Here is a 14633-nt window from a genome sequence, read left to right on the forward strand (position 1 = left end):
CTAAAGTAAATTAGATGTTTTTTATACATTTGCCCAAATTATATTTATTGCAATGAAAAAATTATTTTTACTATTATTTTTATCATCTTTCTGCTTTTCTCAAACTGCTAAAGATCAATTTTATGATGAGTTTACAAACCCTAACCTCAACAATAAACTTTCAAATTATCTAAAAGAAAACCTTCATCAAGATTTATTAAAAGACATTACTTATCCAGAAAAAAGTAAAAAGATTATTTTGTCTTTTCAGATTAATAAAGAGAATATTCCTTATCGAATTGACATTAATTCTTTTCGTAATGAAGAATTAAGAAAATCATTAAAAAAACTTTTCAAAGAATACAATCTTAATCATTTTACAACAAAGTTTGATACAAGAAAAAAATATTCCCTTCAAATTATCACGAACAATGGAATAAGTAACATTATAAATTGTAGTACAATTCCATTAGAAATTTCTTCTCCAAACTATAAATCTTGTGAAGATTTAGATTTTTACAGTGATACTAATTATTGTGTAAATAAAAATATCAGAAATCATTTTTATAATTCAATCAATTATAATTTAGCTGATAGCATACTTACCAAAGAGGCAAGAGTTACTTTAGATTTTAAAGTATTAATTGATAAAAACGGTAAACTAAAGGTTACTGAATTAAAAGCACCTGAAATTTTCAAAAAAAACATTATTAAAATTACCGAAAAATATGATACTGTTTTTCTACCAAAAATGATAAATAATAAACCTACTAATTACTACTACCATATAAAACAAGTATTTGAAAAAGGGAAAAAACCAATATCTAACTTAGAATTAGATTATAATTTTGATAGTATATTCAAACCGAATTCAACAAATGAATTAGCAAACTATTTCAAAGAAAATCTATCGCCAGAAGATATAAAAAAGGCGAACCTAAATAGGGTAAATGACAGACTAAAACTTTATTTCGAATTAGACGTTACAGGTAAACCTTTTAACATTTCAACCAATTCTAGATCTGATCTATTAGAAAGAAAGATTATTAATATATTCAACAAATATGATCTTTCTAAATCTACTTTTAAAAATATACACCCTATAAACAGATACTTTACACCTATAATAAAATATGAAAATGGTGTTAATAAAATAGTTACTAATAGTATAATGGGATATAGTAGAATTCCTGTTTTTCCTAACTGCAAGAACTCCTTAAATGCTACTATGGGAAAAAATTGTTATAACAGAACTATCACAAAATTCTTTGCTAAACATTTTAATAGCAATTTAGCAGGCAGGCTAGGACTTTCACCAGGAAGAAAAAGAATGTTTGTTAAGTTTAAAATTGATAAAGATGGGAAAGTTACTGATGTAAGTTGTAGAGCTCCACATCCAAAACTAAAAGAAGAGTCTATAAGAGTTATAAAAAAACTAACAAAAGCTACTCCTGCAATGTTTGGTGACAAGCCATCAAAAGTAGGTTTTACTTTACCTATAACTTTTAATGTTGAATAAGTATAATACTATATCTTTGCCCCATGCGAATAGACATTATTACTGTTGAACCTGATTTATTACGAAGTCCTTTTGAAAACTCAATGATGAAAAGGGCTATTGAAAAGAATTTAGCTGAAGTACACTTACACAATTTACGTGAATACGGATTTGGAAATTATCGTCAAGTAGATGATTATCAATTTGGAGGTGGTGCTGGTATGGTATTGATGATTGAACCCATTGCTAAATGCATTGACAAATTACAATCTGAAAGAGCCTATGATGAAATCATTTATATGACTCCTGATGCTAAAACCTTGAATCAGGCTACAGCTAATATGTTATCGCTGAAAGAAAACATCATTATTCTAACAGGTCATTATAAAGGTGTTGACCAACGTGTTCGTGATAAATATATTACCAAAGAAATTTCTATTGGCGATTATGTACTAACAGGAGGAGAATTAGCGGCAGCAGTTTTATGCGATGCTGTAATACGATTAATTCCTGGGGTTTTGGGAGATGAAACATCAGCTTTAACCGATAGTTTTCAAGATAATTTATTATCACCACCAGTATATACAAGACCTTCAGAATATGAGGGAATGAAAGTACCAGATGTATTACTATCTGGAAATTTCCCTAAAATTGAAGAGTGGCGTTCAGAACAAGCCTATAAACGTACCAAAGAAATACGCCCTGATTTATTAGAATAACTAACAGTCAGCGTGTTATTTATTTTTTTTATCAAAAGAAAAGTTTTAAATTTGCAGCCACAAAATCAACCTCTGACGAAAATCGTGCATGTTGCTTTTATACAACCATAAATAATTATAGAAATGGATTTAGTAAAATTTGTTCAAGACGAATTTGTAACAAAAAACGAATTACCAGAATTCGCAGCTGGAGACACTATTACTGTGTACTACGAAATTAGAGAAGGAGACAAAGTTCGTACTCAGTTCTTTAGAGGAGTTGTTATCCAAAAAAGAGGTAGTGGAGCTTCTGAAACATTTACTATCAGAAAAATGTCTGGTACTGTAGGTGTAGAGCGTATCTTCCCTATCAACTTACCTTCAATCCAAAAGATTGAGATCAACAAAAGAGGTAAAGTACGTAGAGCTCGTATTTTTTACTTTAGAGGTCTTACTGGTAAGAAAGCAAGAATTAAAGAAAAAAGAAACTAAACACTTCTTTTTTACAAAAAAATCAAAAAGGCATCATGTTTACATGATGCTTTTTTTATTCACATTTGTTAATAAACCCTACATAAACATAGTTGATAACTAACATGTTAAAAATCAAGAAAAAGCAAAAATGATTTCTTATCTTTGGGGAAGAGTTTACACATAAGTGACGTCAGAAAATAGTTGAACTATATTAATCACTCAAAGTAAACCATTTAAAGTAACGTTCTTTATATATTTTTTGCTTTTAAACATTTAAAGTTAAACTCAATCATCGTAATTTTTGATTAATTGTAAGTTATTAATAATTTATAATTTTTTAGTTATAAGTTTGTAAGTATTATTTGGTTTTGGTTTAACTTAAACTAACCTGTTTAAAAGCACGGAACATTTATTTTATAGATAAAATGTGTATAAAATAATGTTTCTTTTGAGATAGTAATGTAGTTTTTTTCTAAGGAAAAAACATAAACACTGTTTTATTTGATGATGTAGCAATACAGGTCAGTGCTATTACTATTTTCAAGAAAGCCATGTCAATTACAAGAATTTGTTTGATATGGCTTTTGTTTTTAATAACAAAATCTTCATTTCCGTTGTTTTTATTATCATTTTCACAATAAAACACCCTAATTAATAATAATTTACTATCAAAAAACTCATTCGTAATTCTTAAATTTGCGTCACTTCAAAATATAATTTAATTTTTTACTTAAAATATGAATAAGACTGCAAAAATTATGTACACAAAAACGGATGAAGCTCCAGCATTGGCTACACGTTCGTTTTTACCTATCGTAAAAGCATTTACAAAATCATCAAACATAGAAATAGAAACCAAAGATATTTCTCTTGCTGGTCGTATTCTTGCTAATTTTTCTGATTTTTTAACTAAAGACCAACAAGTTGAAGATGCTTTAGCTTTTTTAGGTGATTTAGCTACAAAACCAGAAGCTAATATCATAAAACTTCCAAATATTTCTGCTTCAGTACCTCAATTAAAAGCTGCTGTTAAAGAATTACAAGCTTTAGGGTACGCATTACCTGATTATCCAGAAGAAGCTACTACAGATGAAGAAAAAGCTATTTTAGCGCGTTATAACAAAATAAAAGGTTCTGCAGTAAACCCTGTGTTACGTGAAGGTAACTCTGATCGTAGAGCTCCAAAAGCTGTAAAAAACTACGCAAAAAAGAACCCTCACTCAATGGGAGCTTGGAGTTCAGACTCTAAAACTCACGTTTCAACGATGACTGAAGGAGATTTTGCACACAGTGAAAAGTCAGTTACTGTGCCTAATGCAACTGATGTACAAATTGTACATACAGATGCTAACGGAAACAAAACTGTTTTAAAAGAAAAAACATCTTTATTAGCTAAAGAAGTAATTGACGCTTCTGTTATGAGTAAAAAAGCATTATTAGCTTTTTTAGAAGAGCAAATTAAAGATGCTAAAGATAAAGGAGTCTTATTTTCTTTACATATGAAAGCTACCATGATGAAGGTTTCAGATCCTATCATTTTTGGACATGCTGTTCGTGTTTTCTTTAAAGATTTATTTGCTAAACACAGTGAAACTTTCAAAGAAATTGGTATAGATGTAAATAACGGATTTGGTAACTTAGTAAGCAATCTTGAAGAATTATCTGCTGATAAAAAAGCGGAAATCTTAGCTGATATCGAAACTATTTATGCCAATAATCCTGATTTAGCAATGGTAAATTCTGATAAAGGAATTACCAACCTACATGTTCCTTCTGATGTAATTATTGACGCTTCTATGCCAGCAATGATTCGTACTTCAGGGCAAATGTGGAATAAAGAAGGTAAACAACAAGATACCAAAGCTGTAATTCCTGACAGTTCATATGCTGGATTATATCAAGAGACTATCGATTTTTGTATCAAAAATGGAGCTTTTGACCCTACCACTATGGGAACCGTTCCTAACGTAGGTTTAATGGCTCAAAAAGCTGAAGAATACGGTTCTCACGATAAGACATTTGAAATTGCTTCTGATGGTAAAGTTCAAGTAATTGATGCCAACGGAACTGTTTTATTAGAACATACAGTTGAAGAAGGCGATATTTGGAGAATGTGTCAAACAAAAGATGCTCCAATTCAAGATTGGGTTAAGCTAGCTGTTACACGTGCTAGAGCTACTGGAACTCCTGCTGTTTTCTGGTTAGGAAAAGAAAGAGCTCATGATGCTGAAATCATAAAAAAAGTAGAAAAATACCTACAAGACCACGATACTACAGGATTAGAAATTAAAATCTTATCTCAAGTAGAAGCTACTAAATATACATTAGAAAGAGTTAAAGAAGGAAAAGATACTATTTCTGTTACAGGAAACGTTTTACGTGACTATTTAACAGACTTATTTCCTATTTTAGAATTAGGTACTTCTGCTAAAATGTTATCTATCGTTCCATTAATGAATGGTGGTGGGTTATTTGAAACTGGTGCTGGTGGATCTGCTCCTAAACACGTTGAACAATTAGTTGAAGAAAACCACTTACGATGGGATTCTTTAGGAGAGTTTTTAGCATTAGCAGTCTCATTAGAACACCTAGGTGATACCAATAACAATAATAAAGCAAAAATATTAGCTGAAACTTTAGATGATGCTACTGATACTTTATTAGAAAACAAAAAAGGTCCTTCTAGAAAAACTGGAGAATTAGATAACAGAGGTTCACATTTTTATTTAGCAATGTATTGGGCTCAATCACTAGCTACACAAGATAAAGATGCTGAATTAAAAGCTCAGTTTGCTCCAATTGCTGAAAAATTAGCGGCTAATGAAGCTGCTATTGTAGATGAGTTAAACTCAGTTCAAGGAAAAGCGGTAAACATTGGTGGATATTATGAGCCTAATGATACTTTAGCAAATGATGTAATGCGCCCAAGTAAAACTCTTAACGAGATTTTACAAAGCATTTAATCAAAATAAACTTTATAAAATAAAAAGCAGGTGAGAAATCTCACCTGCTTTTTCGTTTAAAATAAACCAAACAAATTATTACTGCAATAATACCCCTAATATATTGCATAACCCCCGTTAACATTGTTCAGTTATAAATAAGACACATAAAAATTATAATCGTCACATTTCAGTTTCTTAAAATTTATAATTAGTAAATTTGAAACATGAAGTTTACCAAAACAACCGAACAAGATTCTAAGTATAATAATTTGGAAAAAATGAGTATTTCTGAACTATTATCAAACATTAATAAAGAAGATAAAACAGTTCCTTTAGCTGTTGAAAAATCATTACCTCAAATTGAAAAACTTACACAACAAATTGTGTTAAAACTAAAAGAAGGTGGACGATTATTTTACATAGGAGCAGGAACTAGTGGTCGATTAGGAATTGTAGATGCTAGTGAGTGCCCTCCTACCTTTGGAGTACCTCATGAATTGGTTATTGGACTCATTGCTGGCGGAGATTCTGCTATAAGAAAAGCTGTGGAGTTTGCTGAAGATTCTACAACACAAGGCTGGAATGACTTGCAAGAACATAAAATATCTTCAAAAGACGTTGTCGTAGGTATCGCTGCTTCAGGAACAACCCCATATGTTATTTCTGCTTTAGAAAAATGCAACAAAAACAGCATTATTACTGGCTGCATAACCTGTAATCAAGGGAGTCCCTTAGCGTTAACTGCTCAATTTCCTATTGAAGTAATTGTTGGTCCTGAGTTTGTAACGGGTAGCTCTCGTATGAAAGCTGGTACCGCTCAAAAATTAGTCTTAAACATGCTATCCACAGCAAGTATGATTCAATTAGGAAAAGTTAAAGGAAATAAAATGGTAGACATGCAGCTATCTAACAATAAACTGGTAGATAGAGGTGAAAAAATGTTAGTTACTGAATTAAACATCGACCAAAAAACAGCAACTGAATTATTAAAAAAGTACGGAAGTGTACGAGAGGCTATCAAAAACTATACAAATGAATAAACCTGTTACTTTTGAATCTGGAATAAAGAAATTATTAGTCTTTCTTGGGTTACTTATAGTTTCTCCTATTGTTTTAAGCTTAGGATTTAAAGCGCTACGTGTTTTTAAAGAAGCTCCTAAAATATTCATTGCTTACGGTTTATTGGTAGTTGGTGGTTTTTTACTAGTATTTGCAGTATATTACGGATTCAAAACCTTTAAAACGATACTGGATTCCCTTTTTAACCAATAACTTTGAAAAAAAGTAACTCCATAGAAAAGTTAACCAATTGGGAGCATTGGCCTTCTGCTATGTTCTATGTTCCTAATTTACCCTACGCCTTTTATTTAGCTCTTAAAGCAAAACATTTTGCTTTTTTTAGTGTTACAAATCCTTGTATAAAAAGTTCAGGAAATGGTACAGAAAGTAAATACGAAACTATTTTATTAGTCCCTGAAAAACACAGACCAAAATCGGTTCTAATACAACCAAACACTAGTTTTGATGGTGTACTCAAAAACCTCCAAAAACAACAAATAAACTTCCCACTAATAGCGAAACCAGATGTTGGATTTAGAGGACTTTTAGTCAAAAAAATAGCTTCTGAAATTGAATTAAAGAACTATCTCGATAAATACCCTATCGACATCATTATTCAAGAATTTCTGGACTATGAAAACGAATGCGGTGTATTTTATCACAGAAATCCAAAAAAGAATACTGGTCATATTACCTCATTAACTCTAAAACGCTTTTTATCGGTTACAGGCGATGGAAAATCTACGTTAAAAGAGCTTATTTTAGCTGATGATAGAGCCAAATTGTATATCAATTTATTTGCTGAAATTCATCAAGAAAAATTAGCATCAATTCCTAATAAAAACGAAGTTGTAAAACTCACTGCTATAGGAAATCACTCTAAAGGAACACAGTTTATTAACGGAAACCATTTAATCAGTAAAAAGCTAACTGATACATTTGATAAAGTAAGTAAATCGATACCTGGTTGGTACTACGGAAGAGTAGATTTAAAATATAATACTTTTGAAGAACTTGAAAACGGAACAGATTTTAAAATACTGGAAATTAATGGTATTATAGCAGAACCAACTCATATTTATGACGCTGAAAACTACACCTATTTAAAAGCTTTAAAAGCCATTAGAGCCCATTGGAAATCTCTTTTTAACATTGCTACTACAAATCACACTACATTTAACATGCCATATAAAAGCCCTATTAGCTTTCTCAATGAAATAATAGCCTTAAAACAGTATACGAAAAAGATAAAGCGCTTTTCTAGAGAAACTCCATAGATCTACTTAAAATCAATAAATCATAACAATATTAAAAAAAGGATATTAATTAATTGGTATATTATTCTATTAATTCTTTCTTAGGCGTTGTAGGGTTATACCCAAAATCTGCATCTGGCAACTCTACTCCTAGTTGATTTATAATAAAACCGATACTAGCAAAATGATGTATTGCATGACTATGTGCCTGTATTAATGCACTTCCTAGGGTATAATTTGCAGTTACTTTTCCCGTACCTAAATCATCAGTAACAGAAATAATTGTATCAAAATCTTCAGTTTTTAAACAATGCAGTTGAGAGATTACTTTATCAAAATATGCTATTCCAAATTCTGTTTTTTCCTCCACTAATTTATTACGCTCTCTATCTGAAAAATCAATACATTTTTTGTTAATACCATTAAAAACACATGTAAAAACATCTAATATGTGTCTCATATTAGCCCCTATACTTGAATAATATGGTGGAATTGATGTATCACTATATTGTTCATCACTAATAGCTTTTAATAATTTTACTCCGCGTTGTAAGTTCTTCTCAATAGCTTCTATCATTCTTTTTTATGTGTTTTCAAGTATGTCGTATAAATATAGAACTTTTTACGAGTAGAAGTAAATTATTTTTTCAAACAATTTTAACACATTAAATATCAAATACATAATTCAAATTGGTTTAGATAAAAATTCTTATTCAAACAATTAATTATTTTTTGGCACGTTCTTTGAAAATTAAACAACAAATGCGGAAGCCGAAAAGCATATAGAGTAAGCATAACCCTAAAATTAGCAATTATGAGAACAGGGATACTATTATTATTAGCAATGATGTCGTTAACTACAATAAACGCAAGCAACATTGAAAAATCAACTAGCAAAATTGGGGTTACAAACCGTTATAACGACGCTGTTACCTTTGTTGAAAGAGGTATTCAATTTCATGTATTTCTAAATGGTGACTTCGATTTCAATACTCATTATGATAGATACTCAGATTATGGAGTACGTATTGATAGAGACAGAAGAGGACGTATTAGAAGAGTAGGAAGTGTATACATAAACTACGACTCAAGAGGTAACGTAAAACGAATTGGTAGTGTATTCATGAAGTACAAATTCGGTCAATTATTTAAAGTAGGCAACTTACATATTAGCTACGATAGATGGGGTAATCCAAGATATAGAGGTTTTGTAAAACCTGGACATCACCATCACCACGATGATGATCATTACTACTATGATGGTGATTACTATGATGATGGAGTTGATGTAAATATAGACATTAACATAGGAGCTATTTTTGATTACAATGATGTTTATTTTTATAGAAAAGATTTTACAAGAAACTATCGTCAATTTAGAGAAGATAACGACTTCTATTATTACAGAGCTTTACCTAACGCTAGAATTGGTAAAAAGAGTAAGGTTATAAAAAGACGTAAGAACAAACATCACAAAAACAAATATTACAAAAAAGGTAAGCCTGAACATGCAGGAAAATCAAGAAGAAATTCATAAATAAAACAAAAAAAACCTCATCAAAATTGATGAGGTTTTTTTCTGTTATATAAATCTAAATTAATTATTTCGCTACATTTACTGCTCTTGTTTCACGAATTACAGTAACTTTTACCTGCCCCGGATATGTCATATCATTCTGAATTTTCTGTGAAATATTAAATGATAATTCCGCTGCTTTAGTATCGTTTACCTTTGCACTTTCCACCATCACTCTTAACTCACGTCCCGCTTGAATAGCATATGCTTTTTGTACTCCATTAAATCCAAAAGCAATATCTTCTAAATCTTTTAAACGTTGAATGTATGAGTCTAATACTTGACGGCGTGCTCCTGGTCTTGCTCCTGAAATAGCGTCACAAACCTGTACTATCGGCGCTATTAAAGTCTTCATTTCAATTTCGTCGTGGTGAGCTCCAATAGCATTACATACATCAGGCTTTTCTCCATATTTTTCAGCCCATTGCATTCCTAATAATGCGTGTGGTAATTCACTTTCCATCTCTGGCACTTTACCTATATCATGTAATAATCCAGCACGTTTAGCTACTTTAGCATTTAAGCCCATTTCTGCAGCCATAATTCCACATAAGTTAGCTACCTCGCGTGAGTGTTGTAATAAGTTTTGACCATAAGAAGAACGATATTTCATACGTCCCACTGTTTTGATTAACTCAGGATGTAAACCATGAATTCCTAAATCAATTACAGTACGCTTACCTACTTCAATAATCTCTTGAGTAATTTGCTTTTCTGTCTTCTTAACAATCTCTTCAATTCTCGCTGGGTGAATTCTTCCGTCGGTTACTAATTTATGCATCGATAAACGCGCTATCTCTCTTCGAACAGGATCGAAACACGATAAAATAATTGCTTCAGGAGTATCATCTACAATAATTTCAACACCTGTAGCAGCTTCTAACGCACGAATATTACGTCCTTCACGCCCAATAATTCTACCTTTAACATCATCAGACTCTAAGTTAAATACAGACACACAGTTTTCAACAGCTTGCTCAACTCCTACACGCTGTATAGTATTCAATACTACTTTACGAGCCTCTTGTTGTGCTGTCATTTTTGCCTCTTCAATAGTATCTTGAATAAAAGACATAGCATCAGCTTTGGCTTCATCTTTTAATGATGCTACCAATTCTGTTTTTGCTTCGTCAGCAGATAATCCTGAAATTTGTTCAAGCATATCTACGTGACGCTTATGCATCTTATCTATTTCAGATTCTCTTTTATCTAAAAACTCTAACTTATAGTCGAAATCAGCTTCTTTTTTCTCTAGTTGCTTGTTAAGTTTTTTTGTTTTATCTAACTCAGATGAAACTTGACTTTCTTTGTCTCTTATTCTCTTTTCAACATCAGAAACTTTTTTCTCTCTTGATAAAATTACCTTTTCATGTTCAGATTTTAGCTCTATAAACTTTTCTTTGGCTTGTAATATTTTATCTTTTTTTATTGCTTCGGCTTCAACTTTCGCTTCTTTTATAATGTTGTTAGCCTCTTTTTTTGTTTCTTGTATTAACTTATTTGCATTAGATTTCTCTAACATTTTAGCAATAAAAAAACCTATTGCAACCCCTATAATTCCTGCCAACACAGGAAATAATATTCCTTCCATAATTTTGATTTGATTGTATAAAAAAAGCCTACATTAATAGGGTTTTTATAAACTCCAAAAAACAAGTTTAGGATTAACTGGCTGATCAAGGATCCGAGGTAAAATCGGCATGCTTTACTAACCACGACTCATCCTTTATAATTGAATAACGTTGAGTTTAACAAACAATGTACTAATGTAGGCAGTATATTAAATATATTAATTTTAAAGAACGTATTATAAATGATTTTCTAGCAAGTTAGTCAATTCATTTATCTTTTGCAATACTTCGGTATTTTCTTTAGTATTTTTTAAGGATACTATTTCTGCTTTTGAAGCAAACTGTAATGCACACATTGCTAAAACATCTTGCTTATCTGCTACCGCATAATTTTGTTCAAATTTAGCAATCAGTTCATTAATGTCTTTCGCTGCCTTACGCATCCCTTCTTCTTCATTGGTATCATTAACACTCAACGGGTACGTTCTTCCTGCGATTACCACATTAACTTTTATTTTTGTCATGCAAAGAACCTTTTTATGTGTTCAAAAGAGATATACACTTGTCAATCTCTCGAACTAAAGCATTTATTTTGAGTTTTGTTTCTCTTGTATTTTCGTTACTGCCTTCTATAGTTTTAGCAACCTTTAGCAAATTATATTCTTTTTGCTTTTCTTCTAATTGCCTCTCTTTTTTTTGTAATAAAACTTGTAACTCTGCGTTATTTTGAAGTAAAACTCGATTTTCTTCTTTTAAAAATTCATAATTGGTTAATAAGTTTTTCAACTTATCTTCCAGTAAATGAATTGCTTCTAAAGGGTTACTCATTTATTTTTAGAGAATAAAACTATATTCACAAAGTTATTAATATAGATTATATTTAGCAACTCTTTTAGTGTTTTTTACCAATTCTTTGATTTTTAACCCCTTAAGGTATTTGTATAATTTTATTACTTTTGTTTGAAAAACAATTTCACTTTGAGACTTTTTTCCCCCTTTATTCTATTCATAGTAATTAATACCTTAAACGCACAAAACCAGTACCCAAAAAATTACTTTTTACCACCTGTGAAAATCCCTGTTGTTTTAGCTGGTACTTTTGGAGAGTTAAGAAGTAATCACTTTCATTCTGGTGTAGATATTAAAACCCAAGGTAAGGAAGGAATTCCTATTTATGCACCAGCCGACGGATATGTTTCTCGTATTAAAGTTCAACAATATGGTTTTGGAAAGGCGTTATATATAAAGCATCCTAACGGATACACTACTGTGTATGCTCATCTTGAAAAATTTGAACCAAGTATTCAACAATACGTAAAAAATATTCAGTACAAAAAAGAAAGTTATAGTACCGGTAATCTTTTCCCGAAGCCTGACAAATTTCCTGTAAAAAAAGGACAACTTATAGGTTATTCAGGAGATACAGGAAGCTCACAAGCTCCTCACTTACATTACGAAATTAGAGATACAAAAACAGAACACATCATCAATCCTATGCATTTTGGATTATCTGTTGAAGATGATAAAGCACCTACTATTCAAAAGCTAATAGCATACCCATTGAGTGACGATGCTCGTGTTAATAATTCTTTCTTAGAATCTGTTATACCATTTAAAAGGAATGAAAATGGTAATTATATAGCTGAAAAAATTACTGCTAGCGGCACAATCGGTTTTGGAATTTGTGTTTTTGATCGACTTAATGGAGCCCTGAATAAAAATGGAATTTATAGTTTAGAAATGAAAGTAAACGGTAAAAGAGTTTATTATCACGATGTTGAAACATTTTCTTTTTCTGAAAGTAAATACATTAATTTATTAATTGATTATAAGCACTATAAAAAATATCGAAGTAAACTTCAAAGAACCTATAAAACCGATGCTAACAGACTTAGTTTGTATGAAAATTTAGTGAACAATGGTAAAATTCATATTGAAAACAACTCAAGTTACAATATTGAAATTATTGCCAAAGATTTTAAAAACAATACTTCTCATTTAAGAATACCTATTCAAGGTACAGAAAGTAACTTAGTATTTAAACAAAAAGATACTACCAACTATAAAATTACTGCCGCAGAATTTAATAAATTTCATCAAAAAAATGTTACGGTAGCATTTCCTAAAAATACTTTTTATGAGGATTGTTTTATTGATTTTTCTGTTGAAAATGGTACTGCTAAAATTCATAACCCAACAATCCCTCTTGATAAACGCTATACTCTTACCTTTGAAACTTCATTTTTGAGTGAAGATCAAAAGCAACATGTATATATTGCCAATGTTACCAATCCAAAATACCCAAGATATACGGCAACAAAAAAGAAAATAGATAAAGTATATACTACCACCAAACTTTTAGGAAGTTATGCCTTGCGTTTTGACACAGAAGAACCAACCATTCAATTGTATAATTTTAACGACAAACAATGGATTTCTAAAAACAATACCCTAAAAGTTAAAATTAAAGATACGAAGACTGGCATAAAAAATTATCGTGCTACGATTGATGGTGAGTGGATTTTAATGGAGTATAACCATAAAAAAGGAATTCTTACTTACGATTTTAGTGATAAAAAATTAGTAGGTAACAAGCATCTTTTTAAACTTGTTGTTTCAGATAATGTGGGTAACACTAAAACTTTTTCTGCTACCTTTTTCAAAAAAGTGAACTAGCTATAAATGTTTTTTATTATTGCTCCCTTTTATTTAATTTTTCTAATTAAGTAATTGTTACTTACTGTACTATTCTATATTGATAAATATGTAACAATAGTTGTTTTTTTCTACTAATAAGTATAAAAAATATAAACCAATGAAAAAAGCACTAATTATTTTTGCAATCTCTTTAGGAGTATCTTCACATGTTTTCAGTCAAAAAACTTCTTTAACCCCGTTAAACAATTCAGCTGATAAAAGTTTTATCAAATCAGAGACCTCTAACATGACTTGGTCTATGCTTAATGGTTCTAATAAAATGGAAATAGGGAATATTCAAACTCAAATTCAGAAAGATGATGAAAAAACAACCATTATTACTACAATAAACATGAAGCAATCACCTGTAAAATGAGTAGATAGTACTGTTGTTGAATCAAAAAATTTTAAACCTATATATCATTCATCTTTTAACCATCAAAGAGACATGGTTTTAAAATTTGAAAAAAAGGTTACTGGATTTTATTTAAATAAAAAGACAGGTGTTAAAACACAAATTTCGGAAAATACTGACGGTTCTTATTTTGACAGCAATTTTTACCCTCAATTGATACGGTTACTTCCTTTAGAAAGTGGTTATTCTAAAACTATTTCAATATTTGACTATAACCCTACAGCTAAAACTGGAGTAATCACAGCAACAATTAAAAACACAGAAGCAGCTACGATTGATTTTAATGGCACAAAAAAACAAGTTTGGAAAGTTGAAGCTACTGATGATATATCAAACAATTCTGCTTTAAGCACTTATTACATAGACACTACTACAAGAAAATAATTAAACAAGAAGTTGATTTAGGTGGTAGAAAAATGGTTATGGAGTTGACTGAATAGTATACTCTTTTATTTTATAGCTTGT

15 protein-coding genes and 1 other RNA gene are annotated in these 14633 nt (G+C 30.5%); 11 read left to right on the top strand and 5 right to left on the bottom strand.

Translation table 11 applies throughout. From position 1 onward, the window contains the following. The first annotated feature begins 52 nt into the window (after positions 1 to 52). The 7 genes from DFQ07_RS01105 to DFQ07_RS01135 all read left to right on the top strand — a co-directional run bounded on the left by DFQ07_RS01105 (position 53) and on the right by DFQ07_RS01135 (position 7930). Positions 53 to 1498 (top strand): energy transducer TonB, encoded by a 1446-nt coding sequence (locus DFQ07_RS01105; protein ID WP_133534445.1) that lies wholly within the window; start codon positions 53 to 55, stop codon positions 1496 to 1498. Between the two features lie 23 nt (positions 1499 to 1521). Continuing rightward, entirely contained in the window at positions 1522 to 2196 is a 675-nt protein-coding gene (trmD, locus tag DFQ07_RS01110) for a tRNA (guanosine(37)-N1)-methyltransferase TrmD (RefSeq protein ID WP_133534446.1), read from the top strand. Between the two features lie 123 nt (positions 2197 to 2319). Next, on the top strand, positions 2320 to 2667 hold the full coding sequence (rplS, locus tag DFQ07_RS01115; protein WP_133534447.1) for a 50S ribosomal protein L19: 348 nt from the start codon (positions 2320 to 2322) through the stop codon (positions 2665 to 2667). A 719-nt stretch (positions 2668 to 3386) separates the two neighbouring features. Next, entirely contained in the window at positions 3387 to 5612 is a 2226-nt protein-coding gene (locus tag DFQ07_RS01120) for an NADP-dependent isocitrate dehydrogenase (RefSeq protein WP_133534448.1), read from the top strand. A 206-nt stretch (positions 5613 to 5818) separates the two neighbouring features. Beyond that, a complete protein-coding gene (gene murQ / locus DFQ07_RS01125; protein ID WP_133534449.1) occupies positions 5819 to 6634 on the top strand; it encodes an N-acetylmuramic acid 6-phosphate etherase in 816 nt (271 codons plus the stop codon). Continuing rightward, on the top strand, positions 6627 to 6866 hold the full coding sequence (locus tag DFQ07_RS01130) for a DUF6095 family protein (protein ID WP_133534450.1): 240 nt from the start codon (positions 6627 to 6629) through the stop codon (positions 6864 to 6866). Before murQ ends, DFQ07_RS01130 begins: the two co-directional genes overlap by 8 nt. A 2-nt stretch (positions 6867 to 6868) precedes the next feature. Then, positions 6869 to 7930, top strand: coding sequence for an ATP-grasp domain-containing protein (locus DFQ07_RS01135; protein WP_133534451.1), 1062 nt, complete (start codon positions 6869 to 6871; stop codon positions 7928 to 7930). Positions 7931 to 7991: 61 nt separating this feature from the next. Here the strand turns inward: DFQ07_RS01135 and DFQ07_RS01140 are convergent, their stop codons facing one another. Then, complete coding sequence (locus DFQ07_RS01140) at positions 7992 to 8486, bottom strand: DinB family protein (RefSeq protein WP_133534452.1); 495 nt, start codon at positions 8484 to 8486, stop codon at positions 7992 to 7994. Positions 8487 to 8723: 237 nt separating this feature from the next. Here DFQ07_RS01140 and DFQ07_RS01145 point away from each other — a divergent pair, with 237 nt between their 5' ends. Continuing rightward, positions 8724 to 9446: a hypothetical protein gene (locus DFQ07_RS01145; protein WP_133534453.1), complete on the top strand. Its 723-nt coding sequence runs from the start codon at positions 8724 to 8726 to the stop codon at positions 9444 to 9446. Between the two features lie 64 nt (positions 9447 to 9510). Here the strand turns inward: DFQ07_RS01145 and rny are convergent, their stop codons facing one another. The 4 genes from rny to DFQ07_RS01165 all read right to left on the bottom strand — a co-directional run bounded on the left by rny (position 9511) and on the right by DFQ07_RS01165 (position 11884). Continuing rightward, positions 9511 to 11076: a ribonuclease Y gene (rny, locus tag DFQ07_RS01150; RefSeq protein ID WP_133534454.1), complete on the bottom strand. Its 1566-nt coding sequence runs from the start codon at positions 11074 to 11076 to the stop codon at positions 9511 to 9513. Between the two features lie 49 nt (positions 11077 to 11125). Next, positions 11126 to 11233, bottom strand: a non-coding RNA gene (gene ssrS, locus DFQ07_RS01155) — 6S RNA. Positions 11234 to 11292: 59 nt separating this feature from the next. Next, positions 11293 to 11580: a cell division protein ZapA gene (locus tag DFQ07_RS01160; RefSeq protein WP_133534455.1), complete on the bottom strand. Its 288-nt coding sequence runs from the start codon at positions 11578 to 11580 to the stop codon at positions 11293 to 11295. A 13-nt stretch (positions 11581 to 11593) separates the two neighbouring features. After that, positions 11594 to 11884: a hypothetical protein gene (locus DFQ07_RS01165; protein WP_133534456.1), complete on the bottom strand. Its 291-nt coding sequence runs from the start codon at positions 11882 to 11884 to the stop codon at positions 11594 to 11596. Positions 11885 to 12034: 150 nt separating this feature from the next. Between DFQ07_RS01165 and DFQ07_RS01170 the strand changes: the two genes are divergently transcribed. The 3 genes from DFQ07_RS01170 (at position 12035) to DFQ07_RS01180 (ending at position 14552) form a co-directional block, all read left to right on the top strand. Beyond that, complete coding sequence (locus DFQ07_RS01170) at positions 12035 to 13732, top strand: M23 family metallopeptidase (RefSeq protein WP_208107659.1); 1698 nt, start codon at positions 12035 to 12037, stop codon at positions 13730 to 13732. A gap of 139 nt (positions 13733 to 13871) precedes the next feature. Then, on the top strand, positions 13872 to 14129 hold the full coding sequence (locus tag DFQ07_RS01175; RefSeq protein WP_133534457.1) for a hypothetical protein: 258 nt from the start codon (positions 13872 to 13874) through the stop codon (positions 14127 to 14129). A gap of 39 nt (positions 14130 to 14168) precedes the next feature. Continuing rightward, entirely contained in the window at positions 14169 to 14552 is a 384-nt protein-coding gene (locus DFQ07_RS01180) for a DUF3108 domain-containing protein (RefSeq protein WP_449649460.1), read from the top strand. Positions 14553 to 14633 lie beyond the last annotated feature (81 nt).

Source organism: Tenacibaculum caenipelagi (genome assembly GCF_004363005.1).
In the GTDB taxonomy this organism is placed as follows: Bacteria; Bacteroidota; Bacteroidia; order Flavobacteriales; family Flavobacteriaceae; genus Polaribacter; species Polaribacter caenipelagi.